20 protein-coding genes are annotated in these 21817 nt (G+C 62.6%); 11 read left to right on the top strand and 9 right to left on the bottom strand.

What is annotated here, in order from left to right:
* The first annotated feature begins 1 nt into the window (after window position 1).
* Window positions 2-1009: a c-type cytochrome biogenesis protein CcsB gene (ccsB, locus tag INT29_RS15095; protein WP_193072171.1), complete on the top strand. Its 1008-nt coding sequence runs from the start codon at window positions 2-4 to the stop codon at window positions 1007-1009.
* Window positions 1010-1535: 526 nt separating this feature from the next.
* Here the strand turns inward: ccsB and INT29_RS15090 are convergent.
* Complete coding sequence (locus INT29_RS15090; RefSeq protein WP_193072169.1) at window positions 1536-1967, bottom strand: PLD nuclease N-terminal domain-containing protein; 432 nt, start codon at window positions 1965-1967, stop codon at window positions 1536-1538.
* Between the two features lie 84 nt (window positions 1968-2051).
* Between INT29_RS15090 and INT29_RS15085 the strand changes: the two genes are divergently transcribed.
* Window positions 2052-2333 carry a DUF4229 domain-containing protein gene (locus INT29_RS15085; RefSeq protein WP_101570498.1) on the top strand — a complete coding sequence of 94 codons (282 nt, stop codon included), beginning with the start codon at window positions 2052-2054 and terminating at the stop codon, window positions 2331-2333.
* Window positions 2334-2339: 6 nt separating this feature from the next.
* On the opposite strand, the gene INT29_RS15080 is transcribed toward INT29_RS15085, so the two are convergent.
* The 3 genes from INT29_RS15080 to INT29_RS15070 form a co-directional block, all read right to left on the bottom strand.
* Complete coding sequence (locus tag INT29_RS15080; RefSeq protein ID WP_193072167.1) at window positions 2340-3272, bottom strand: 1,4-dihydroxy-2-naphthoate polyprenyltransferase; 933 nt, start codon at window positions 3270-3272, stop codon at window positions 2340-2342.
* Between the two features lie 83 nt (window positions 3273-3355).
* Window positions 3356-4615, bottom strand: coding sequence for an AMP-binding protein (locus tag INT29_RS15075; protein ID WP_193072165.1), 1260 nt, complete (start codon window positions 4613-4615; stop codon window positions 3356-3358).
* A 12-nt stretch (window positions 4616-4627) separates the two neighbouring features.
* Window positions 4628-5545, bottom strand: a complete 918-nt coding sequence (locus tag INT29_RS15070) for a 1,4-dihydroxy-2-naphthoyl-CoA synthase (protein WP_193072163.1) — start codon at window positions 5543-5545, stop codon at window positions 4628-4630.
* A gap of 44 nt (window positions 5546-5589) precedes the next feature.
* On the opposite strand from INT29_RS15070, the gene INT29_RS15065 reads away from it, so the two are divergent.
* Complete coding sequence (locus INT29_RS15065; protein WP_193072161.1) at window positions 5590-6699, top strand: o-succinylbenzoate synthase; 1110 nt, start codon at window positions 5590-5592, stop codon at window positions 6697-6699.
* Between the two features lie 29 nt (window positions 6700-6728).
* Here the strand turns inward: INT29_RS15065 and INT29_RS15060 are convergent, their stop codons facing one another.
* Window positions 6729-7451 carry a hypothetical protein gene (locus INT29_RS15060; protein ID WP_101570493.1) on the bottom strand — a complete coding sequence of 241 codons (723 nt, stop codon included), beginning with the start codon at window positions 7449-7451 and terminating at the stop codon, window positions 6729-6731.
* A gap of 23 nt (window positions 7452-7474) precedes the next feature.
* Window positions 7475-9085 (bottom strand): alpha/beta hydrolase, encoded by a 1611-nt coding sequence (locus INT29_RS15055; protein WP_193072159.1) that lies wholly within the window; start codon window positions 9083-9085, stop codon window positions 7475-7477.
* A 59-nt stretch (window positions 9086-9144) separates the two neighbouring features.
* Here INT29_RS15055 and menD point away from each other — a divergent pair, with 59 nt between their 5' ends.
* Complete coding sequence (gene menD / locus INT29_RS15050; RefSeq protein WP_226830864.1) at window positions 9145-10935, top strand: 2-succinyl-5-enolpyruvyl-6-hydroxy-3-cyclohexene-1-carboxylic-acid synthase; 1791 nt, start codon at window positions 9145-9147, stop codon at window positions 10933-10935.
* A 113-nt stretch (window positions 10936-11048) separates the two neighbouring features.
* On the opposite strand, the gene INT29_RS15045 is transcribed toward menD, so the two are convergent.
* Window positions 11049-12497, bottom strand: coding sequence for an HNH endonuclease (locus INT29_RS15045; protein ID WP_193072155.1), 1449 nt, complete (start codon window positions 12495-12497; stop codon window positions 11049-11051).
* 91 nt (window positions 12498-12588) lie between these two features.
* Window positions 12589-13959, bottom strand: a complete 1371-nt coding sequence (locus INT29_RS15040) for an isochorismate synthase MenF (RefSeq protein WP_101570489.1) — start codon at window positions 13957-13959, stop codon at window positions 12589-12591.
* A 171-nt stretch (window positions 13960-14130) separates the two neighbouring features.
* On the opposite strand from INT29_RS15040, the gene INT29_RS15035 reads away from it, so the two are divergent.
* The 7 genes from INT29_RS15035 to INT29_RS15005 all read left to right on the top strand — a co-directional run bounded on the left by INT29_RS15035 (window position 14131) and on the right by INT29_RS15005 (window position 20689).
* Window positions 14131-14823 carry a demethylmenaquinone methyltransferase gene (locus INT29_RS15035; protein ID WP_101570488.1) on the top strand — a complete coding sequence of 231 codons (693 nt, stop codon included), beginning with the start codon at window positions 14131-14133 and terminating at the stop codon, window positions 14821-14823.
* Window positions 14820-16121, top strand: coding sequence for a geranylgeranyl reductase family protein (locus tag INT29_RS15030; protein WP_193072153.1), 1302 nt, complete (start codon window positions 14820-14822; stop codon window positions 16119-16121). Before INT29_RS15035 ends, INT29_RS15030 begins: the two co-directional genes overlap by 4 nt.
* A 29-nt stretch (window positions 16122-16150) precedes the next feature.
* Complete coding sequence (locus INT29_RS15025; protein WP_226830863.1) at window positions 16151-17176, top strand: polyprenyl synthetase family protein; 1026 nt, start codon at window positions 16151-16153, stop codon at window positions 17174-17176.
* A 33-nt stretch (window positions 17177-17209) separates the two neighbouring features.
* Window positions 17210-18316, top strand: coding sequence for a permease (locus INT29_RS15020; protein ID WP_193072151.1), 1107 nt, complete (start codon window positions 17210-17212; stop codon window positions 18314-18316).
* Window positions 18317-18431: 115 nt separating this feature from the next.
* Window positions 18432-19229 (top strand): transporter substrate-binding domain-containing protein, encoded by a 798-nt coding sequence (locus INT29_RS15015; RefSeq protein ID WP_319020919.1) that lies wholly within the window; start codon window positions 18432-18434, stop codon window positions 19227-19229.
* Window positions 19230-19298: 69 nt separating this feature from the next.
* Complete coding sequence (locus tag INT29_RS15010; RefSeq protein ID WP_101570484.1) at window positions 19299-19964, top strand: amino acid ABC transporter permease; 666 nt, start codon at window positions 19299-19301, stop codon at window positions 19962-19964.
* The gene (locus tag INT29_RS15005; protein ID WP_226830862.1) at window positions 19964-20689 is read left to right on the top strand and encodes an amino acid ABC transporter ATP-binding protein; all 726 of its coding nucleotides are present in this window, start codon (window positions 19964-19966) and stop codon (window positions 20687-20689) included. Before INT29_RS15010 ends, INT29_RS15005 begins: the two co-directional genes overlap by 1 nt.
* Before the next feature lie 10 nt (window positions 20690-20699).
* Here INT29_RS15005 and rarD read toward each other — a convergent pair whose 3' ends face one another.
* Complete coding sequence (gene rarD, locus INT29_RS15000; RefSeq protein WP_319020918.1) at window positions 20700-21614, bottom strand: EamA family transporter RarD; 915 nt, start codon at window positions 21612-21614, stop codon at window positions 20700-20702.
* Between the last annotated feature and the right edge of the window lie 203 nt (window positions 21615-21817).

The following is a 21817-nucleotide window of genomic DNA, read 5'->3' as shown; positions in this document are numbered from 1 at the left end:
TATGGACGTCAACACTGACCTCGCAATGTGGTCGAACCAGCTCATCATCTCGGCGATGATCGTCTACGCCGTCGCCATGATCTTCTATGCCTTCGACCTGTTCGGCGGGCGCGAACTCAAACAGAGCGAAGTCAGCGCGACGAGTGCAGCCAAACCTTCGAACGTGCGACGCACGAACAGGAAGACCACGACGGCCCTCCTCGATCCGCCGGAGACGGGCGTTTCGGCCGAGAACACGACCGGTTCGCGCAAACAGAGGCCTCGGCGCGGTGCCCGGATCGGCACATCGCTCCTCGTCCTTGCCGGGCTCCTACATGTGGCAGCTGTGCTCACCCGTGCGCTGTCCGTGATGCGTGTGCCGTGGGGCAACATGATGGAGTACGTCCTCACCGCCACCGCGATCACCGTGATCGTCTTCCTCATCGTCAACGTGAAGAAGGACATCCGCTACCTGGGAACCATCGTCGCAGGGGGAGTGCTCCTGTGCCTGGGGCTGGCCATCACTGTGTTCTACACGCCGGCCGCGAAGCTCATCCCAGCGCTCGACTCATACTGGATCGCCATCCATGTGCCTATTGCGATCCTGTCGACGTCGCTGCTCTACATCTCCGCGATCCTGGCCCTGTTCCAGATCCTCAAGGACAGGTACGAGACCAAGAACCCGAAGTGGCTGCAGTTCATGCGCCGCATGCCTGCGAGCATCGATCTGGAACGCTTCTCCTACACGATCGCAGCGGTCGGCTTCATCACCTGGACGTTCACCCTCATCGCCGGTGCCATCTGGGCCGAGGTGGCCTGGAGCCGCTACTGGGGCTGGGACTCGAAGGAGATCTGGACGTTCGTCGTCTGGGTCGTCTACGCTGCCTACCTGCATGCCCGCGCCACTCGCGGCTGGGGACCGACGAAGGTGGCCGTACTCAACCTCATCGGCATCGCCACCGTGATCTTCAACTTCACCGTCGTCAACATGTACTTCAACGGCCTGCACTCCTACTCAGGCCTCAGCTGATCAGCAGCCGCGGCCGAACAGTAGTCACGGCCGATCAGTAGTCAGCGGTGATCCGCTGCCAGCGCTGAGCGATTGATGCTCAGCGCTGAACTGTTTCCAATGTTGAGCGACGACGCTTGACTGTTGGGCCGGCGCCGGAGGAGTATCTCAGCCGTAACGTGATGATGGGTCCTCGGCCACTGGATAGCCGCCTTCCGCCTTGCAGGGCTATTTATGAAGAGTCCAATCAGGCGGATGTCTGCGTCGCGTGGCGCCTCCAGCAGCGGGTGACGAGCGCTGGATCGAGTCTGAACACGTTCGTGCGCCGTAGTTCTGTTCTCTGTGCTGACATCCTGAAGGGGGAGATATCTAGCTCCCGCGCAAGCCTCGTCTGCAGTCAACAAGCGTTCGTCTTAGACGGGCGACGGACAGCGGTGCTCAGTGGGCAACAAGAGCCTCAGACCAGCGCTCAGACAGACCAGCGGAGCTTAGGATCCAAAGGGATCAAGCCCGCCAAGCAGCATCAGCAAAGCTTCAGCCCGCGAACTCAGTTCGAGCGGCCGCGACCTTCGCCGGTGGAGCCGCCTGAACCATGATCGTCGGTGTCGGCAGAGTGAGTGTCGGAATCGGTGGAGGAAGGCTTGTCATCAGCGTCGGGAGTCTTGTCCGCGGGGTTCTGCGCCTCAGGAGCGTGCTTTCCGAGCTTGACGTCGCGATCGATCTTCCGCAGATAGTCCTCGTCATCGTCTGGGGCGCTGGGGCCGCGACGGCGAGGTGCAGCTGTGGGCTTGTCCTCGGATCCGCGTCCGAAGGCGTACCAGAGGATGAAGCCGATCACCGGGATGCACAGAATGATGATTGCCCAGACGGGTTTGGGCAAGACTCGGATCAGACCACGATCGCGCAGAAGGCAATCGAAGAGTCCGTACAGTGTGACCGCCGCCGCAAGGACGATCGCGGCAATGAGTATTCGAGCCATGCACCCAGGATAGTCCACTAACCTGAACACCGGCCCACACCGGCGGTGATGAATCACTGATGTGGACGGACTAAAATAGGTGCAATGCGCAACTTCTGGATCTATACATTGGCCCGTCTGGGCATCATCGTCGCCGTCGGACTGATTCTGCAGCCATTCCTCGGGTTCAACCTCGTGATGGCGATGGCGGCAATCGTCATCGGAGCCATCCTCAGCTACCTCTTCCTGGGCAGCATGCGGGCCAAAGTGGCAGACGACATCGAGAAGCGTGTGGCGAAGCGAGCCACGAGCCCCAAGCGGAAGAGCGCTGACGAGGACACAGAAGACCGCATCGTCGACGCAGAGAACGTCGACGAAGAGAACTGAGCCGGGTTACAGAGCCAGTCCCAGTCCCATCAGAGCGGCGAAGGCCAGAGCCGTGAGGCCCGTAGATTTGATCGGCGGGATGAGACCGGGGCCTGTGGTCCCACGCAGCACCGTCTTCAGCGGGCTGAGCGCGAGCACCAGTGCGAGGATGGCCAGTGCGACGGCTGGATGCCCATCGAGGATGGCCAGGACCAGCAGCGCGAAGGGTACGAGTACGAGGCTGGCATATGCGATCCGAGCCCGGTTGTCGCCGAAGCGCACGGCCAGAGTGATCTTATCGGCCTCGATGTCGGTCGGGATGTCGCGCAGGTTGTTGACCATGAGCACCGCCGAGGCGAGTGAACCGATGGCAATCGCACCTGCCCAGCCGCTGAGGCTGAGTCCGCCGACCTGCATCCACATCGTGCCCAGCGTGGCCACAAGGCCGAAGAAGACGAAGACGAAGACTTCACCCAGCCCCATGTACCCGTAGGGCTTCTTGCCGCCCGTATAGAACCAGGCGGCGGCCACAGCGGCGGCGCCGACGATGAGGAACCACCATGCCTGTGCGATGAGCACGAGAGCGATTCCGGTGACCCCGGCGATGCCGAAGAATAAGAACGCCGCCCTTTTGACCGCGCTGGGTTCGGCGAGTCCGGTCGCTGTGAGGCGGACTGGGCCGACGCGGACATCATCTGTGCCGCGGACGCCGTCGGAGTAGTCGTTGGCGAAGTTCGACCCGATCTGCAGGCAGAGCGAGACGATGAGGGCCAGTACGGCACGGAGGAAGATCTGCGGCAGCGAATAGTCGTGGCCGTTGCGCGTGTAGTCACCGATGATGAATGAGGTGAAGCCGCCGACAGAGCCGATTGCGGCACCGGTGCCGATGAGAACAGGGGCCACAGCCAGCGGCAATGTTCGTAATCGGGCTCCGGAGATCCACTGCGCTGCAGTTGCCATTGGGCTGGATGCCTTCCTCATGAGAATTGGAACCGTCTCATATTACCGACAGTTCACTTAATAGGGTATTCGGGTGCTGGGCCTCAGCTGTTATCTGTCTCAGCCGACTCAGCCAGCTCAGCCGACTCAGCCAGCTCAGCCGACTCAGCCAGCTCGGCCGCAAGCCGGGCGGCAGCCTGCCGGTCGGGCTTACCGATCGAGCGACTGGGGATCTCTGGGACGCAGAAGACCAGCCGCGGCAGAAGTTGGCCCTGCATTCCGTGGTCGAGTCTGGCCAGCCTTCGCGCGAACTCACGTGGTGAACCCATCGTCTCGGTCAGGTCAGCGGGCGTCTGACCATCGATGCGGACGAGGGCGACAAGCAGTTTCCCCCACTCCTCATCGGGCACCCAGGTCACGAGCACCTCGGCGATTCCATGGTGCTGCCAGGTGGGCAGGAGCCCGGTCTCGAGGGCATGTGGTGAGACGTTCGTGCCGCCGGAGACGATGATGTCATCGGCACGGCCGAGCACCGTGAGTACCCCATCGTCCAGCCGACCCAGATCGCTCGTGTGCATGGTCCGACCACCGTTGGCGCCGGTGGTCAGGCCGGGGCTGTCGACGGGGACGATGTTCCCCTCGGCTGTGATCTCGACGTAGGAATCGGCGACGACGCCTCCACTCAGGTTGATCGTCGAGGACTCGGTGATCGTGATTTCGACACCGTCGAAGGGAACCCCGTTGTACACGCACCCACCTGCGGTTTCGCTCATCCCGTAGGTGCGCATGATGTGCAGGCCTCGCGCATCGGCGCGCTCGAGCAGCGCCGGTGAGATTGCGGAACCGCCGAGGAGGATGGCGTCGAATTTCGCTGCCGCAAGTGTGGCTCGTTCGCCTGCAAGTACCCGGTGCAATTGGGTGGGCACCAGCGACGTGTAGGTCGGCCGTTGGCCGGCACGGGCGAACAGACGCTGCGCCTCGTCGGCGAAGGAGCCGGCGGTGAAGGTCGCCGAAGTGGTCCTGATCGGTTCCCGTCCCGCGAGCCGGGCGCGCAGCTCCACTTGGAACCCCGCAATGTGGTTGATGGGCAGGCTCAGATGCCAATCGCCGGGCCCGGCAAGGGACCGTTCTGTGGCCCTCGCCGAGGTGGTCAGGGCCTCGGCGGACAGGGCGACGGCCTTGGCCGTGCCCGTCGAACCCGAGGTGAAGAGCACCAGCGCCGGCGCCCGGCCTGCACCTCTCCACTGTCTGGGAGCCACCTCGGTGATGGCGGCATCACGGGTGCGGGGCAGGACGAGGATCGACCGGCCGTCCAAGGCACGATCGATTGCACTGGGCAGATCCTCAACGGACTGTGCGTTCATCAAGGGGAGTGCTCAGTAGTACCAGGGGTAGGGGGACCAGTCGGGGTCGCGCTTCTCCAGGAAGGAGTCACGGCCTTCGACGGCTTCGTCGGTCATATACCCCAGACGGGTGGCCTCACCTGCGAAGACCTGCTGACCCATGAGGCCGTCATCGAGGAGGTTGAACGCGAACTTCAGCATCCTCTGGGCGTTGGGGGACTTGCCGAGGATCTCCTTGGCCATGGTCAGCGCCGCGGTCTCCAGGTCCTCGTGGTCGACGACCTCGTTGACGGCGCCCATGTCTGCCATGTCCTGGGCCGAGTAGGTGCGACCGAGGAAGAAGATCTCGCGGGCCTTCTTCTGTCCGACCATCTTCGCCAGGTAGGCAGACCCGTAGCCGGCATCATAGGAGCCGACATCGGCGTCGGTCTGTTTGAACTTCGCATGCTGGCGGGATGCGATGGTCATGTCGCAGACGACGTGGAGGCTGTGACCGCCGCCGGCAGCCCAGCCGGGGACGACGGCGATGACGATCTTGGGCATGGTGCGGATGAGCCGTTGGACCTCGAGGATGTGGAGGCGACCGGCGCGGACCGGGTCCACGGACTCGCGGGTCTCCCCGGAGGCGTACTGGTAGCCCGAACGGCCGCGGATGCGCTGGTCGCCGCCGGAGCAGAATGCCCAACCGCCGTCGCGTGAGCTGGGGCCATTGCCCGTGAGCAGGACCGCGCCGACGTCCGAGGTCTGGCGGGCGTGGTCGAGGGCCCGGAAGAGCTCGTCGACGGTGTGGGGGCGGAAGGCGTTGCGGATATCGGGACGGTCGAAGGCAATGCGCACGCATCCCAGGTCGGTGCCGTCGGGTTTGACCGCGCGGTGGTAGGTGATGTCGGTGAAGTCGAATCCGGAGACTTCACGCCACTGAGAGGGGTCAAAGATTTCAGAAACCGTCATGACCCTAACCCTATCGTCTGTCGCCTGACAGATAGGGTTGCTCCATGGCTGATATGCAGCAGGTTCCCGAGTCGATCACTGAGCTCGTGCCGAATTTCCACGTTCTCTCCCTCCCCATGGTGACCCGATTTCGCGGTATCACCGAGCGCGAGGTCATGCTCTTCGAAGGACCTGATGGGTGGGCGGAGTTCTCCCCGTTCACCGAATACGAGGCAGTCGAATCCTCTCGTTGGCTGGGGGCCGCACTCGAGTTCGCGGGACTGCTGCCCGGAGTCGCACGGCCAGGAGCGACCAAGGCTGGGCCCTCGGGATCTGGTGCCCAGTCCGGAGCTGCCCAATCCGTTGCCGTCAATGCGACCCTGCCTGCGTGCGCGACCTCCGAGGTTGAGCCGATCATGGCGCACTACGGACCCGTCGGCACGGTCAAGGCGAAGGTGGCCGAATACGGAATCGACTCCCTGCCCGCTGACCTCGAGCGACTGCGCGAATTCCGGCGGCTGTTCCCCACGACGACTCTGCGCCTCGATGCCAATGCCGGCTATACGCTGACCGAGGCGCTCGTCGCCTGTGCCGAGTTTGCGGCCTTCGACCTGCAGTACTTCGAACAGCCCGTCACGGCTGTCGAGGAGATGGCGAAGTTGCGCGAACAACTCGCTGACCAGGGACTTCCCGTGGTCCTGGCCGCGGATGAGTCGATCCGCAAGGCCGATGATCCGTTGCGCGTGGCAGAGCTGGGAGCCGCCGAGGTTGTCATCGTCAAAGTCCAGCCCTTGGGTGGGATCGCTGCAGCGCGCGCCGTCCTCGAAGCCTGTGGCCTGCCCGCTGTGGTGTCATCGGCATTGGAATCATCCGTCGGGTTGGCTGCCGGTGCTCAGCTGGCGGCAACGTTGCCGCGCACACCCCGGAGCCGTGAGCTCCTGGGCGAACACCCTGCCTGCGGTCTGGGCACAGGGCGGCTGCTTGCTCAGGACGTTGTAGGCCCTGAGCTGAGCCTGAACCCGGTCGACGGTCAGATCCCAGTGACGCGAATCGTCCCGGACCCACAGCGTTTGGAGAGGCTGGCGGTGGATCCGGGACGATTCGACTGGTGGTCGACGCGACTGCAGGAGACCTGGAGCGCTCTGCGAGCGTCGCTGCTCAGTTCGGGGTCGTGAGGTTGGTCAGCTCATTGTCGTGAGGTTGGTCAGCCCGCGTTCTTGACGGCTTCGACGAATGTCTTTGCGGTCTTGGTGACCGAGTCTGCATCCCCTGCATCGGCGATATTGGCGGCGGTGACGAGGTTGTTGCCGACGCGGCTGGTGACGGTGTCGGTGTCGAGGACCGTCTGACCGCCGGAAGAGATCTTGGCACGGACTCCGACGGTCTCGTCGGCACCATCGACAACGGCATCGAAGGTCTCGTAGTTCATTTTCATATCGATGCCTTGGGTCTTGACAGTCACGTCGCTGCACTTCTCGGCGACCCTGGTCGAGTTCTGCAGTTGTGAGCCGGCAGCCTTCTCATCGGCCAGGCTCATCAGTGAGACGCTCATGGTGTTGTCCGCAGAGGTTCCCGCGAGCGTGGTGCCGTTGCCTGCCTCGCTGGCGTTGAGAGCCGACAGTGCGAGGTCCTTGCATTCAGCAGGTTCGTATTCCGCTTTTTCGAGGGCCTTGATTGCTTCGCTGCCGGAGGCTGCGCCGAGGTCGACGGGTTTGTATGACTGGCCATCGACATCTGTGGATTCGATGATCTGTTTGAGCTGATCCTCGTCAAGCTGCACTGCCTCTGGTGTCTCTTCTGTCGCGGGCTGGGCAGCACTGCCTGAGTCCTCTGCCTGATCGTTTTTGGAGTCTTTGGAGTCCGTTCCCGAACAGCCGGTCAGGGCCAATCCGGCGATGAGAGCGATGGCTGGGAGTACGCGTTTCATGGGTGACCTCTCGAAGTCAACGTTCAATCAGGTGGGCGAAAGCCGGTCGCATTGCTGCGACCGTTATAACCATAAACACTCGCCGTCTGAGATTCACCATCGACATGTGCCGAATCCGAAACATCTGTCGCTTCGCCAGGCGGGGAGTCTGTCGCTTCGCCAGGCGGGGCAACTGGATCTGCTGCACGCTCGGCCTGTAGGGGTGCGGAAGAGTCACCCGAGGCCGAGGCGATGTGCACGGTCGTGACCTCGGACTGTCCCACAGCAGTGAAGTGCTGGGTGCGCTTGCCCGGGATGTTCGGATCGTGCATGGCCGCAGCCAGCCGTCCTGTGAACGTCAGACGCCCCTTGTTGTCGGCGCGCTGCGGATAGTCATTCGCTCCTGTTGGCCCGACGACGGAAATGTCGTATCGGCGACCGGGTTCATACAGGTCCGGTGTGCGCACTCGGAAGCTTCCGATTCCGGTAAGGGAGAAGCCGGTCGCACTGACGCAGCCGAAGCATACGATCTGAGGCCTTCGCCGTGAGATTTCGACCCTCCATCCGTAGATATCGAAAAGGGCGTGGCCTGTCAGATACGAGAACTCGCCACCGTCCGCAACACGGGAACCACCTCGATGCTCACCCCGGCGCTCGAGGCTGCAGTGATCGGAACTGGCGTAGTCGCGTTGACGGTGCAGAGTCTTCAGCCACGCGCCCAGCTCCCGTTCCCAGCTGGTCCAATTGTGCAGGCCGGTGGTGCGGGGAAACCAGGAGTGACGGATGCCCAGCACATTCAATCGTGCGGAGAAGCGCTCGCCCTGCTGGTTGACCATCGACTCGAGGAGGTCGCGGTCCTTTGACTCTTCGAGACTGCCGGAGCCGGCGCTGAGCCACACGTTCAGGCCGTGCAGGTTCTCCGCCAGCCCGTAGGGGGAGTTCGCGATCCATTCGCTGCGGTCGGTGACGGGATCGCCGAACAGCGTCATCGACTTTGCACCTTCTCGCATGGCGATGATGTCGAAGGCAGGGATCGCAGACAAAGGGTCGAGTGGGGACGAGAACGCGGCTGCCCAGCTGTAGCGGTCCGGGTGCCAGGCGGCGTACTTCATCGCCCCGTACCCACCCATAGACAGTCCGGCGAGGAGTTGGTTCTCCGGCGCGAAATCCACAGAGAAGTTCTTGCGCAGGAATTCCGGGATCTCCTTGGTGTGGAAGGTCGGCCAGTCGTGGACCTCGCTGCCGACTGCCACCCGCGAGTAGGTGCCGGCTCCGGCATCCGGCATGACGATCAGGTAGGGGGAGTCGAGTGTGAGTTCCTCGGCGGACCCGAAGTCTGTCCAAGATCGGAAGTCGTCACCGCCACCGTGATAGAGGTGGATGACCGGGCTGACCTCCTGCGGAATGCCCGGCAGCAGTACCCGTACACCGACGGTGCGGCCGAGCGCGGGGGAGTAGATGAAGAATTCGCGCAGTCGGTTCGAGAGTTTGCGTTTGTCTCGGATGTGCCACTTCTTGGCATCCTTGCCGCGTGGTTCGGGGCCGAGGAACGAGCTGTTCTGGTCGTGGGTTGGGAAGCGTCCTCTGTGGGAGCGGGCGGCGGTCAGCGAACGGATTGCGCGCGCCCCAACCGCGAAGAGAATCGATCGACGCATGGGTCAACCGTAGGGAGCCAATGTGAACCGCAGGTGGGTTAGTGGTTGAATATCAGGTGATGTTGAATTCGAGCGCAGTGGCGCAGCAGATTGCCCGTGAGTTGGCTTCGTCCGGAGTCACCGAGGTCGTCATCGCGCCCGGATCCCGATCCGCACCGTTGATCTATGCGCTCGCCCCCCTCGCCGAGGCGGGGGTGATCCGTACGCATGTACGCATCGATGAGCGTGATGCCGGATTCCTGGCCTTGGGTCTGGCACGGGGTCTGCGCAGTAGGCAGGATGATGCTGGATCTGGTGCCGTTGCCTTGGTGACGACCTCGGGTTCGGCTGTGGCCAACCTGCATCCCGCGGTGCTCGAAGCTTCCTATGGACATCTTCCGCTGGTTGCGATCACGGCAGATCGACCCGCTCGGCTGAGGGCAACCGGTGCAAATCAGACGATCGATGATCAGTCGCAGGTACTCAGCGATGTGCGTGCCCGGGTCGATGTGCCTGCTGGCAGCGCCGATGCTGGCCCTTTGCTCGCCGAGGCGGTCGCGCACTCGCTCGGCGAGACCAGTGGTGATTCCGGCCCCGTCCAGTTCAATGTGCAATTCGATGTGCCGCTGGTGCCGACGGTGACGGAACTCAGCGAGTGGAAGGCAGCAGCGCAGACACTCGGAACGAGTGGGTCCCGGGGGACGTCGAATCCTGCCCACTCGGATCCGTTATCGTCGAATGCACCAGAGGCGGCGCGAAGCGTCTCAGTCCGCATCCTTCCGGGCACGGTCGTCGTCGCCGGAGATGCAGGCGGTCACTCGGCTCGGGCGCTGGAGTCGCTGGTCGAGACCTATGCACTCCCAGTCCTGGCTGAGCCCTCAAGTCCCCTCACTTCCACGCTGCGAGACTCGCGCGCTGCCGTTCCAGCTCATGCGCGCGTACTCAGTGAACGTGAGGATCTGCGCACGGCGATCCGTACGGTGATCGTACATGGGAAGCCGACTCTGACTAGGCCTGTTGCCGCACTGCTTGCCAACCCAGATGTGCTGGTTCAGCGGTTGCCCGATGATGTCGATGCGGTGACGCTCTCGGTATCGTTCTTGCGGCTCGATTCGCTTTCGACCCCTGAGTCGTTGGCAGCGTCAAAGTCGCCTGAAACGCCAGAGGACGCAGGTGCAAGCATCGACACAGCTTGGCGCGACGAGTGGCGTAGTGCCGGCGAGACGATTGTCGCCGCATCTCGGCGGGAGCGTGAAGCCGAGTCGACGCCGTTAACCGCACGTGCGATCACGGAACATCTGGCTGGCCTCGCGATCAATCTCTTCGCAGCGAGCTCAAATACGATCCGCTATCTCAGTGAAACCACCGATGTTCGCGCACGAATCCACGCGTCACGCGGGCTGGCCGGCATCGACGGTCTGATCTCGACGGCCACGGGGCTCTCTCTCGCCCTCGACGAGCAGGTTGTGCTGGTCATCGGTGACGTTGCAATGCTGCATGATGTGGGCGGCCTGCTCGTGCCGAGCGCCGAAGAGGCCGGCAACGTGCTCATCGTCGTCTTCAACGATGATGGCGGTGCGATCTTCTCCGGACTCGAACACTCGCAGAACCATGTAGCGCCGTATCTCGAGAGATACTTCACCGTTCCACACGGCCGGGACTTCAGAGATCTCGCGACAGCCTATGGGTGGGAGTACTCGAGAGTGGGACCACACGACGAGTCCCAGCAAATAACCGCGGAGTCCAGCCAGCTCGACGACTTCATCGCAGAATTTGAGAAGTCTGTGGACATTGTCGACAGCGTCACAGAAGAACGAAACTCGGAACAGGCGACGCTCGGCCGTCGGATCATCGAAGTGAACCTCACCTGATCAGAAGGCTGTACAGCCTGTGCCGCAGAGGATCGAGAGACAGAGGGTAAAGACTAGGCGAGTCCGGGCAAAGCAACGGCGAGAGCTGGCGGCACTGTCGCCGCGACTGCGAATCAGCCGGTGTCCCTCAGGATCAGCTCCTCGAAGAGTTTCTCTGCTGAGCTCAGTGTGGAGAAGTCGACGATCTCGTCTTGCGTATCCGCCGTGGGCGAACTGCCGGAACCATTCGGCTGGCTAGGAGTCGGGTTCTTCTTCGGCGGTGGGTGACTGAACTTCGTGACGAATGGTGGAGTGGCGGTTTCGTATTCTTCCCCGGTGGGGGTGGAGACGGTGAGGTCGTCGGCAGTCGCTTCGTGTTTCCAGCCGGGGTGCTCCTTGGCGTAGTTGCAGCCCGCGCACAGTCCGGAGGCGTTGGACCACTGAGTCTCGCCTCCCTCGGCAACAGGAGTCGCGTGATCGGCGTGCCTGATCGGAGCATCACACCACGGGGTCCGGCACACGTCATCGCGGAAGACCACCATGCGTCGCAGCAGACCGCCGAACGTTCGCCTGCGCGAGTCCATGCCGACCAGTTGTCCGGTATCCGGAGACGTGAACATGCGGCGGATGAATGAGCGGGCCTGATTCGCCGCCAGGAAGTTCCGTGCCGTCTTCGTGGGCAACGGACCATAGCTCGGAATCCATGCAGGAACCTGCCCGTCCGAGAACAGGCTCTCGGCCTCCATCACGATATGCACCTCGGTGGGCACATCGCTGGCAGCCTCTTGCCCCGTGAGCCGTTCGACGAATATGTCGGCCATCAATTGGTTGCGGGTGCGGTCGAAGTCCAGGCCGGCGACCTTGCAATCGGTAGCGGCGGCGTCCAGACTCTCATGCGCAGCGACGGCCTGCTGCAGGGGCAGAGTGGCACTGAGCTTCGCCATCCCATTGCCGAGTACGCTCAAGGACACATGTCGATCCGCGCTCGCTGCCTCGGTCCTCTCATGCGCATTGTCCGAGGACACATTGGCCGCCAGCGAACGAACCTCGGTGCGTAAGCGGCGGCTGCCGGCCTTCGCGGCCCGACCTTTGAGTTCTTCGTCGACGAAGAGCCGTTCGTCGGAAGTCAGCCATGCCGTCTCATCGGCGATGATGCGAGCCTTTGCCTCGGAGATGGAACCTTCGGCCAGAGCCGCGAAGGTGCGGGGCAGGTCGTTGACCACAGCCTTGGAGGTGGAGAGGAACTTGCGGCCGGCCGAGGGGGAGACCCGTTTGGCCAACGCAATCTCGTTGCCGGCGTACTTGCCCTGTTCGCGAGTGGGCACGTCATTGGCGGCGTCTTCTCGCTGGCGGTGTGAGTGGAAGGCTACAGCCTCACGTGCTTGAGCAGCCGAGGCGGCGGAGATGAGCTCCTCGAGAGCCCGGATGCGTGTCTGGGCCTCCCAGGCATCAGGTGCTGGTTCGAGGTCACGCAGAGTCTGGCACCACCGATCGATGTCGGTGGTGATGCCCGGAAGTCGGGCCCACGAACCAGGTCCCCTATAAGCGGGATGGTCCGGGTCATCCGCAGGATGCGTGAACATGCCAACAGACTATGTGGAGGCACTGACACAGACCCTGACACGAGGCGCCAAAACCTTGTCACGGTGTCAAGGTTCTGACCCAGCAAACGCCCTATTCCAATTCCAAACCCAGCGCACGGCGCATCGGAGCGAACTTGGCTTCGGTCTCGGCCACCTCGGCGAGGGGATCCGAATCGGGCATGATGCCCGCCCCAGCGAACAGACGGATCCGATTGCGGTCCTCGAGCTGACCACAGCGCAGGGCGATGCCGAACTGACCGTTGCCGCGATCGTCCATCCAACCAACAGGGCCCGAATACCGGCCGCGATCCAGCGGCTCCAGCTCGTCCACGTGGGCGACAGCACTGGCCTGCGGATACCCGCCGACAGCCGCGGTGGGATGCACGGCGGCCGCGATGTCGAGGGCGTTGAGACCCGAGTCCATCGGCAGATGGGCCGAAGCATCCGAGGCAGAGTGGATGACATTGGCCAAAGGCAGCAGGTGCGGTCGCTCATCGACGCTCACATCATCAGCGACGGTTCCGAGACTGCGCTGCAGGGAAGCGATCGCGAAGGCATGTTCGGTGCTGTCCTTGTGCGCGCTCAGCAGTTTCCTGGCGGCGGGCATCTCGGCGGTCGGGTTGTCCTCCACCCGATAGGTGCCCGCGAGCACGCGCGAGGTCACGCGGTTGTTCTCGACACCGATGAGCAGCTCTGGGGTGGAACCGATCAGGCCGGCGACATCGAAGGTCCAGCAGCTGGGGTAGCTGCGGTTGAGCGCACCCAGCACGGACCGGACGTCGATGTCATCGTCGGTGGTGACCAGCTCATCACGGGCCAGCACGATCTTTCGCAGGGTGGCATCGTCGGCGAAGGCGTCCACCTCGGCGGAATCTCCGACGGGCGTGAGCATGTGCGAGACCTTCGCGACCAGATCTGCCCAGGACGTGCTGTCGAGGTCACCGGGCGAGGACTTCGCCGAGGTGACCTGGCGCAGCGGTTCGGACTTCAGCAGGGGTGGGGTGGGGGTGGCGCCTTCGGCGATGATCGATGTCATCCAGACGCGACCACCTCGGCGTCCGAGAACGAATTCGGGGACGTGGATGAGGGAGTCGACCTCGGATTCGCCCGAGTAGGCGACGGTGGCGAAGCACATGAGGCCCGAGCCGAGCAGGTCGACCTCGTCCTCGATGGTCGCAGCACACGTGATGGCCTTCCACGCGTCGGAGAGCTCGGTGAAGCGATTGGGGCCGCGGGCGCGGATGCGCAGAGTTCGGCCGAACCCGATGAGGCCAGAAGTGTCGCGGACCCAGCAGGAGAACGCCGAGGTGGGCAGCAGCTCCAGCGTCTCTTCGACGGTCGTGGGCAGTCCGGATTCGAAGGGGAAACCGGGCCCCGGTTCGACGTCGTCGACAAAACGTGAGCGCACGTGCAGGCGCGGGGGTGCCGTGCAGATGTCAGAGGTACTGAAGGTCGTAGTCATTTCAGGTCCACTCTAGTCGAGAAATTCGGCTTCCCAACGCGCGCGAATCCACTATCGAGCGCGAGCCAATACGGAAGCGAACAATGTCTGTGGCCAGTTCCACACTGCAAAGAGCGTGGAAACAGGTCCGCGAATTCGCCCCCTGGGTTCAGGTGTTGAGAGAATGGTGGCATGAACCGTGCTCAGCTGGACAAGCAGCCCGACGACGTCGCATCGATGTTCGATGACGTCGCGTCCCGTTACGACCTCACCAACGATGTGCTCACCTTCGGCCTGGCGCGCACCTGGCGTCGGACGGTGGCACACTCGGTGGCTGCCGGACCTGGTGAGCGCGTCCTCGATCTCGCGGCCGGAACCGGAACGTCGTCGATGACGTTCACCCATCACGGCGCCGAGGTGGTCGCCGGCGACATCTCGCAGGGCATGCTCGCCGAGGGGCGTCGCAGGCACCCGAAGATCGACTTCATCTACGCTGACGCGATGGATCTCCCGTTCTCCGATGCCAGCTTCGACGTCGTCACGATCTCCTTCGGCATCCGCAACGTCAACGATGTGGATGCTGCGCTGTCGGAGATGCTGCGCGTGCTACGGCCCGGCGGTCGTCTCATCATCTGCGAATTCTCGACCCCGACATTCGATCCGTTCAGCCTCGTCTACAAGGAATACCTGATGCGGGCACTGCCCGCCGTGGCGAAGGCTGTGTCCTCGAACCCCGAGGCCTACGTCTACCTTGCCGAATCGATCCGCGCCTGGCCTGACCAGGACGAATTCGCTCAGCAGATCCTCGACGCCGGCTTCGACCAGGTCAAGCACCGCAACCTCACCGGCGGGATCGTCGCCGTCCACCACGCACTCAAACCGTGAATAACTTCTCCGCCGAGGTCATCGTCGTCGGGGCAGGCCCTGCCGGTTCGGCCATCGGCACCTACCTCGCGCAGGCCGGCCATGAGGTCATCATCCTGGAGAAATCCGGGTTTCCACGTGACAAGATCTGCGGCGATGCCCTGACCCCACGCGCGGTCAAAGAGGTCGGCTTCTTGGGGATGGACACCCCCGAATCCGAGGGTTGGCACAAGAACAGGGGACTGCGTCTCATCGGCGGCGGTCACCGTCTGGAACTCGACTGGCCGGATATCGAGGGCACCCCGAACTATGGGCTGACGAAGCCGCGGATGGGCATGGACGAGGCCTTCGCCCGCCACGCCCAGCGCAGCGGTGCAAGACTGTTCGAACAGGTCAAAGCCATGTCCCCGGACATCGGCGAGGACGGCTGGATCAGGGGCATCCACGCCTCCGGCACCGACCATCGTGGTCGTCGGGTCGGACCTGAAGCTCATTTCAGCGCCCCGATCGTCATCGCCGCAGACGGTGTGTCATCGCGCTTGGCCGTGTCCATGGGGTTGGAGAAGCGTGATGACCGCCCGATGGGTGTGGCCGTGCGGGCCTATCACACCTCGCCGAGGCATGCCGATGACTACATCGAGAGCTGGGTCGAGATGCGTTCGCGCAATTCGGCGGGCGAGTCCGAGGCTCTGCCCGGGTACGGCTGGCTCTTTCCGCTCGGCGACGGCACGATCAACATCGGGGCTGGTCTGCTGGACTCCTCACCCCAGTTCGGTTCCGTGGACTTCCGCACCATGATGGAACAGTGGATCGCGGACATGGGACTCGAATGGGGCATCGATGAGTCCACCTCGTTGGGCCCGATCAAGTCCGCGGCACTGCCGATGGCCTTCAACCGCACCCCGCATTTCCACAAGGGGCTCCTCCTCGTCGGCGATTCGGGCGGGATGGTCAACCCCTTCAATGGCGAGGGCATCGACTATGCCCTCGAATCCGCTCGATTGGCCGCCGAGGTGATCTCCACCTATTCCCGCTACCCGCAGCATGTGATGCGGGAGAAACTGCAGGAATACCCGGCGCTGGTGGGCGATTCCTTGGGCGGCTATTTCACCCTGGGGCGCGTTTTTTCCGCCATTATCGGCCACCCTGCACTCATGCAGTTCGGAATCAAGTACGGTATGGGTGTTGACGTTGTGATGGAGTTCGTCGTGAAATTGTTGGCGAACCTCTACCGCGACCCGAAGGTTTCTGAGGCCGATCTTATCGACCGGGTGATTTCAGCTCTCACCCGAATCGTGCCGGCTACCAGCAATGTCTGAGCTCACCAGCGACTACAACACTGACTACGATGAATGACGAGGACATGAGCCACCTAGCCTCTCCGGCGACTTTTATCGGTGCCGATGCCCAGCTTGCGGCGGATATCTCCACACAGTTGGAAGCCGTCGAGCGCAGGCTCTACGAAGTGACCGAGCAGACGCGTAAGCTGCCGGACACCACGTCCAAACATCTCCTCGCTGCCGGCGGAAAGCGGGCCCGTCCCAACCTTCTGCTGCTCACGGCCCGCCTCGGCGAGGCCGATTGTGAGGCGATCATCGACGCGGCTGTCGCAGTGGAGCTCATCCACCTGGCCTCCCTCTATCACGATGATGTGATGGACGATGCTCCCGTGCGCCGAGGTGCTCCGGCCGCACATGAGGTGTGGGGCAACTCCGTGGCCATCCTCACCGGCGACCTCCTGTTCTCGAAGGCCTCTGGTGTGACGGCGAAGCTCGGCCCCGAGGCCGTCGCCATCCAGGCTGAGACCTTCGAACGCCTCGTCCTGGGCCAGCTCAACGAATTCGCGGGCCCGCCGGAGGATGCGGATGCGATTGAGCACTACATTCAGGTGCTCGGGGACAAGACCGGATCCCTCATCGCCACCTCGGCGCAGTTCGGTGTCATGTTCTCGCAGGCGGACCAGGCACTGGCCGAGCCCGTGCGGGTGTTCGGTGAACGCGTCGGAATCGCCTTCCAGCTCGCCGATGACATCATCGACCTGACGACCACCTCATCGGTGTCGGGCAAGACCCCAGGTACCGACCTGCGTGAACGGGTTCCGACCCTTCCGGTGCTCTACGTTCGAGCTGCCGCAGCCGCCGGCGACGAAGCCGCCGCCGAAGTGGTCGAGCTGCTCGACGCGGACCTGAATTCGGATGAAGCCCTGGAGTCGGCTCGGGTCGCACTCGCGGCTCACTCGGTGACCGAGAAGGCTCGCGCCGAGGCGGTTCGCTGGGCCGATGACGCGAAGTCGGCGCTTGCGCCCTTGCCCGACGGGCTCGTCAAGGAGTCGCTGTTCTCATTCGCTGATTCCGTGGTCTCGCGCAGCGCCTGACCACCCTGCAGGCACGATTGCGAGGTGGGAATCATGTCAGGTGCAGCACAGGCTCAGCCCGATGAGGCTGAGCCGGTTGAGGCTCAGACCGAACATCGGTCGAGCGTTCGGCGACGGCTGACCCCGGTCGATCGGATCGGATTGGGCGTGCTCCTGCTGTTCCTCGTCGTGGGTCTGAGCTGGTCGAAGTGGATGCCCTATTGGGGCAAGGCGCGGACGATGAGCCAGACCTCGGTCTGGGACGGCAGTCCGCTTTTCGAAGCTGCTGGGGAGACGTTCTCGCTGGCCGGAGCCTGGGACTTCACTCTCGTGTACTTCACTGCGGTGTGGAAGGCGCTGCTCGTGGCGCTGCTCGTGGCGGCGGCCATCGATGCGCTGGTGCCGCGCGATTGGCTGCTGCGCGTGATGAATCGGCCCAGTCACACCGGCCAGTCGCTCGTCGGCGCGGTACTGTCGCTGCCGTCCATGATGTGCACCTGCTGCGCGGCCCCGGTGGCCGCCGGATTGCGGAGCACAGGGGTCAAACGAAGCGCCGCCCTCGCCTATTGGGTGGGCAACCCGCTCCTCAACCCCGCCGTGCTGATATTCCTCGGACTCGTCCTGCCCTGGCAGTATGTGGTGACGCGCCTGGTGTTCGCCGTCCTCATCGCGGTCGGGGCCAGCGCGCTCATCGGTCGTTGGATCAAGGGCCGCACCGAGGTGGTTCCCGCGCAGAGTCCCGAACCGCCGAGGCTGTCGTCGCTTCCGCTGCGTTATCTGCGGTCGCTGGCGCGGTTCACGCTCATCCTCGTGCCCGAGCACCTGGTTCTGGTCTTCGTCGTCGGGCTCATCAGCCCCTGGCTGACCGGCGTCTATGGACTCGAAGCCCAGGTGGGCGCGATTGCGGTCCTCATCGCCGCGGTGGTGGGCACGCTCCTGGTGATCCCCACCGGAGGTGAGATCCCCATCATCATCGCACTGCTCGCCGTCGGAGTGGGTGCAGGCATCACCGGAGCTCTGCTGATCGTCCTTCCTGCACTGAGTATCCCGTCGAAGGTGATGGTCGGAAAGTCCCTTGGCTGGCGCACCACGACTGCGATGGGCATTGCCGTCGCTCTCGGCGGGGTGCTCTCCGGGGTCGTTCTCATGCTCGTGAGCTGAGCCAGCTGTCCCTGCAGATTTTCAGCTCACTATCATACTTTTGACAATGTGTGAGGTGAACCATAGCCTGGAAGCTCTTAGATAACTACAGATGAGCTTTATTTGAGGGGTTCGCGTGAGCTACAGAAAACCATTGTTCGCTGGTCTGGCTATGATCGGGTCCTTGGCCATGGTGGCAGGACTTTCCGCGTGTTCCAGCGGTGAGGACGACGCCGACGCGCCTCTCGAGGACTCATATACCTACGCCACGGACACTTCCTTCGTCCCCTTCGAATTCAAGAAAGATGGAAAGTACGTCGGGTTCGACATCGATATCATCAACGCCGTCGCCGATGAGGCCGGATTCGAGTTGAAGCAGGAAGTCACCAATTTCGACGGCATCATTCCAGGTCTGCAGACCGGCTCCTTCGATCTCGCCGTTGCCGGTATCAGCATCACCGACGAGCGCAAGCAGACGATTGACTTCTCGGCTCCCTATTACAAATCGGGCCTGATCGTGGGCGTTCCAGAGGACAACGACGATATCAAGAGCGTGGACGACCTGGATGGCAAGAAGGTTGCCACTCGCCTGGGTTCGACCAGCGCGGCCTACATCGATGAGAACATCAAGGGTGCGAAGGCCAAGACCTACGAGCAGTTGGATCAGGCCTATCTCGCAGTCGAGTCCGGCAGCGCCGACGCGGTGCTCTACGACCAGCCGAACGTCGCCTACTACATCCGCACCGAGGGCGAGAGCAAACTGAAGACTGTCGGTGACCTCCTGGAAGCTCAGGACTACGGCATCGCGATCTCCAAAGACAACGAGAACCTCGTCACCGCGGTGGATGAGGGACTCGCGACGATCAAGGAGAACGGCACATACGACAAGCTGTACAAGGAATGGTTCGGGGAAGATCCTCCCAGCGAAAACTGACCGCAGCAACTCAGACTCTCATGCGGGCACGGGGCATCTCCCGTGCCCGCTGTTCTGTGGAAGGAACATATGTCCCGGTTAACCCAATTCAACTGGCTCGGCGTCGTCGACTACCTGCCTGCCCTTGCGCTGGGCCTGTACTACACGCTGCTGGTGTCGGTGATAGGTCTGATCATCGGCTTCGTCCTCGGTGCCGTATTCGGCCTCGGTCGGCTCTCACATAAGAAGATCATCTATGGGCTCTCGACCGCCTATGTCGAGCTGCTGAGAGGAACCCCGGTCCTGGTCCAGGCCATCTGGGTGTACTTCGCGCTGCCGCTGATCGTCGGATTCAACATTCCGTCCCTGGTCGCAGGCATCCTGGTGATCGGGCTGAACTCCGGTGCCTACATTGCTGAGATCGTCCGCGGTGCCGTTCAATCAGTGGAGAAGGGACAGTCTGAGGCGGGGCGCTCCCTCGGCCTCTCACAGCATCTGACGATGCGCTATGTGATCTGGCCGCAGGCTTTCAAGAGGATGATCCCACCGCTGGGCAACCAGTTCATCATCAGCATCAAGGACACCTCTCTGCTGTCGGTGATCTTGGTCCCCGAGCTGATCTTCCAGGGCCGACTGGTCGCATCGAATCATTTCAACGCGGTAGAGATCTACACAACCGTGGCGGTGTTCTATCTGGTAGTCACCCTCACTCTGTCCAAAGTCCTTAGCGTTGTGGAGAAGAGGTTGACTCACTGATGATCATCCACGTATCAGACCTGCATAAATCGTTCGGTGACAATGAAGTGCTCAAGGGCATCGACTGTGACGTAGAGGCCAAGGAAGTCGTGTGCGTGATCGGACCCAGCGGTTCGGGCAAAAGCACCTTTCTGCGTTGCCTGAATATGCTCGAGGACATCACCAGCGGAGACGTCGTCATTGACGGGCAGAGCCTGACGGCCCGCGAGACCGACATCAACGCTGTCCGCACAGAGATCGGCATGGTCTTCCAGCAGTTCAACCTCTTCCCTCATATGAGCGTCATCGATAACATCTCACTGGCTCCACGGAAGGTCCGCGGACTCAGCGACGCGGCTGTGCGCGATAGGGCCCTGAAACTCTTGGACAAAGTGGGACTGAGGGAGAAGGCTAATTCCTATCCGAATCAGCTCTCCGGTGGCCAGCAGCAGCGGGTGGCGATTGCCCGTGCCCTGGCCATGGAGCCGAAGATGCTGCTCTTCGACGAGCCCACAAGCGCCCTCGACCCAGAGCTGGTCGGAGAGGTCCTGGCTGTGATGAAGCAGTTGGCTCTTGAAGGAATGACGATGGTCGTCGTCACGCATGAGATGGGCTTCGCGAGCGAAGTCGGGGATCGTGTGCTGTTCATGGACGATGGCGTCATCGTAGAGGAGGGCACTCCCGATCGCATCTTCAAAAATCCGCAGTCGGCGCGGACTGAGGAATTCCTCAACAAGGTGCTCTGAGCACGGCAGGCTAGAGTTTGCGGCGGCTCTGCCGGATGAGATCGGTGCAGAGCAGGAGCACGGCGATCCAGATGACGAAGAAGCCGATCCACCTCGTCGTCGACATCACTTCTCCGAGGATGAAGACGCCAGTGATGAACTGCATCGTCGGCGTGATGTACTGCAGCATGCCCACCCAGGACAGGGGGATGCGCCTGGCTGCGGCGCTGAAGAGGATCAGCGGAATCGCGGTTGCCGGTCCGGTGACGAGGATGATGATGACATGGCTGGCACCGAAACCTGTGAACGTGGACAGGCCCTGGGCTCCGAGGACGAGGAGATAGATGGCGCTGGGCACGGCCAGCACAGCGGACTCGATCGTCATCCCCTCGAGTGCACCGACTCGATTGCCCACCTTGTTCTTGACGAGTCCGTAGAGTCCGAACGACAGCGCCACAGTGAACGAGAGATACGGCATCCGACCGAGGCCGACACCGACGATGATGACGGCGATCAGGCCGAATCCTGCAGCGGTCCACTGCAGAGGCCGCAGCTTTTCGCCGAGGAAGATGACGCCGAGGCCGATGGAGATGAGCGGGTTGAGATAGTAGCCCAGAGACACCTCGACGAGGTGGCCGGTTTCGACTCCGTAGACGAACGCTGTCCAGTTTATGGCGATGAGGACAGCGGCCAAAGTCAGCAGCCAGAATGTGCGACCGGACTTGATGACCTGCCACGTGCGTGCGACTCCGCCGGTGAAGAGCAGGAGAATGGCGCAGAAGAGCAGTGACCAGATGACGCGATGTGAAACGAGTTCAAGGGCTCCGGTGGGTGCCGCGGCTGCGAAGAGCAGGGGGATGAGGCCCCACAGCAGGTAGGCGGAGAGTCCATTGGCCAATCCGGTTTTGCGAATGGCGTTCATGTCGGGGGTTGGATCTGGGTTCACATACAGAGTCTAATGATGCCGAGACACGGCGCGGCCGCCGGTCTGTCAGCTGGGATATGAGTGCGAGTTTCGTCACGTGTTTGTTAGGAGGACCTTCATTGCCGATACAATTGGTGATGACTTACTAGAGAGGTGTGAGAATGACGCGTCCCTTCCGTGTGGCTATTGTGGGTGCCGGTCCTGCCGGGATCTATGCGGCCGAT

Origin of the sequence: Brevibacterium sp. FME37, from assembly GCF_014897485.1 — a bacterium.
In the GTDB taxonomy this organism is placed as follows: Bacteria; Actinomycetota; Actinomycetes; order Actinomycetales; family Brevibacteriaceae; genus Brevibacterium.
This window is presented reverse-complemented; position numbering and strand designations above follow the sequence as displayed.

Bases quoted from the DNA above. Each gene is read 5' to 3' on its own strand.
- INT29_RS15075 (WP_193072165.1), bottom strand. From the start codon at position 4,615: ATGAACGCACAGTCCGTTGAGGATCTGCCCAGTGCAATCGATCGTGCC.
- INT29_RS15055 (WP_193072159.1), bottom strand. From the start codon at position 9,085: ATGCGTCGATCGATTCTCTTCGCGGTTGGGGCGCGCGCAATCCGTTCG.
- INT29_RS15065 (WP_193072161.1), top strand. From the start codon at position 5,590: ATGGCTGATATGCAGCAGGTTCCCGAGTCGATCACTGAGCTCGTGCCG.
- INT29_RS15010 (WP_101570484.1), top strand. From the start codon at position 19,299: ATGTCCCGGTTAACCCAATTCAACTGGCTCGGCGTCGTCGACTACCTG.
- ccsB (WP_193072171.1), top strand. From the start codon at position 2: ATGGACGTCAACACTGACCTCGCAATGTGGTCGAACCAGCTCATCATC.
- menD (WP_226830864.1), top strand. From the start codon at position 9,145: ATGTTGAATTCGAGCGCAGTGGCGCAGCAGATTGCCCGTGAGTTGGCT.
- INT29_RS15070 (WP_193072163.1), bottom strand. From the start codon at position 5,545: ATGACGGTTTCTGAAATCTTTGACCCCTCTCAGTGGCGTGAAGTCTCC.
- INT29_RS15020 (WP_193072151.1), top strand. From the start codon at position 17,210: ATGTCAGGTGCAGCACAGGCTCAGCCCGATGAGGCTGAGCCGGTTGAG.
- INT29_RS15060 (WP_101570493.1), bottom strand. From the start codon at position 7,451: ATGAAACGCGTACTCCCAGCCATCGCTCTCATCGCCGGATTGGCCCTG.
- INT29_RS15045 (WP_193072155.1), bottom strand. From the start codon at position 12,497: ATGTTCACGCATCCTGCGGATGACCCGGACCATCCCGCTTATAGGGGA.
- INT29_RS15080 (WP_193072167.1), bottom strand. From the start codon at position 3,272: ATGGCAACTGCAGCGCAGTGGATCTCCGGAGCCCGATTACGAACATTG.
- INT29_RS15090 (WP_193072169.1), bottom strand. From the start codon at position 1,967: ATGGCTCGAATACTCATTGCCGCGATCGTCCTTGCGGCGGCGGTCACA.
- INT29_RS15085 (WP_101570498.1), top strand. From the start codon at position 2,052: ATGCGCAACTTCTGGATCTATACATTGGCCCGTCTGGGCATCATCGTC.
- INT29_RS15005 (WP_226830862.1), top strand. From the start codon at position 19,964: ATGATCATCCACGTATCAGACCTGCATAAATCGTTCGGTGACAATGAA.
- INT29_RS15025 (WP_226830863.1), top strand. From the start codon at position 16,151: ATGAATGACGAGGACATGAGCCACCTAGCCTCTCCGGCGACTTTTATC.
- INT29_RS15040 (WP_101570489.1), bottom strand. From the start codon at position 13,959: ATGACTACGACCTTCAGTACCTCTGACATCTGCACGGCACCCCCGCGC.
- INT29_RS15035 (WP_101570488.1), top strand. From the start codon at position 14,131: ATGAACCGTGCTCAGCTGGACAAGCAGCCCGACGACGTCGCATCGATG.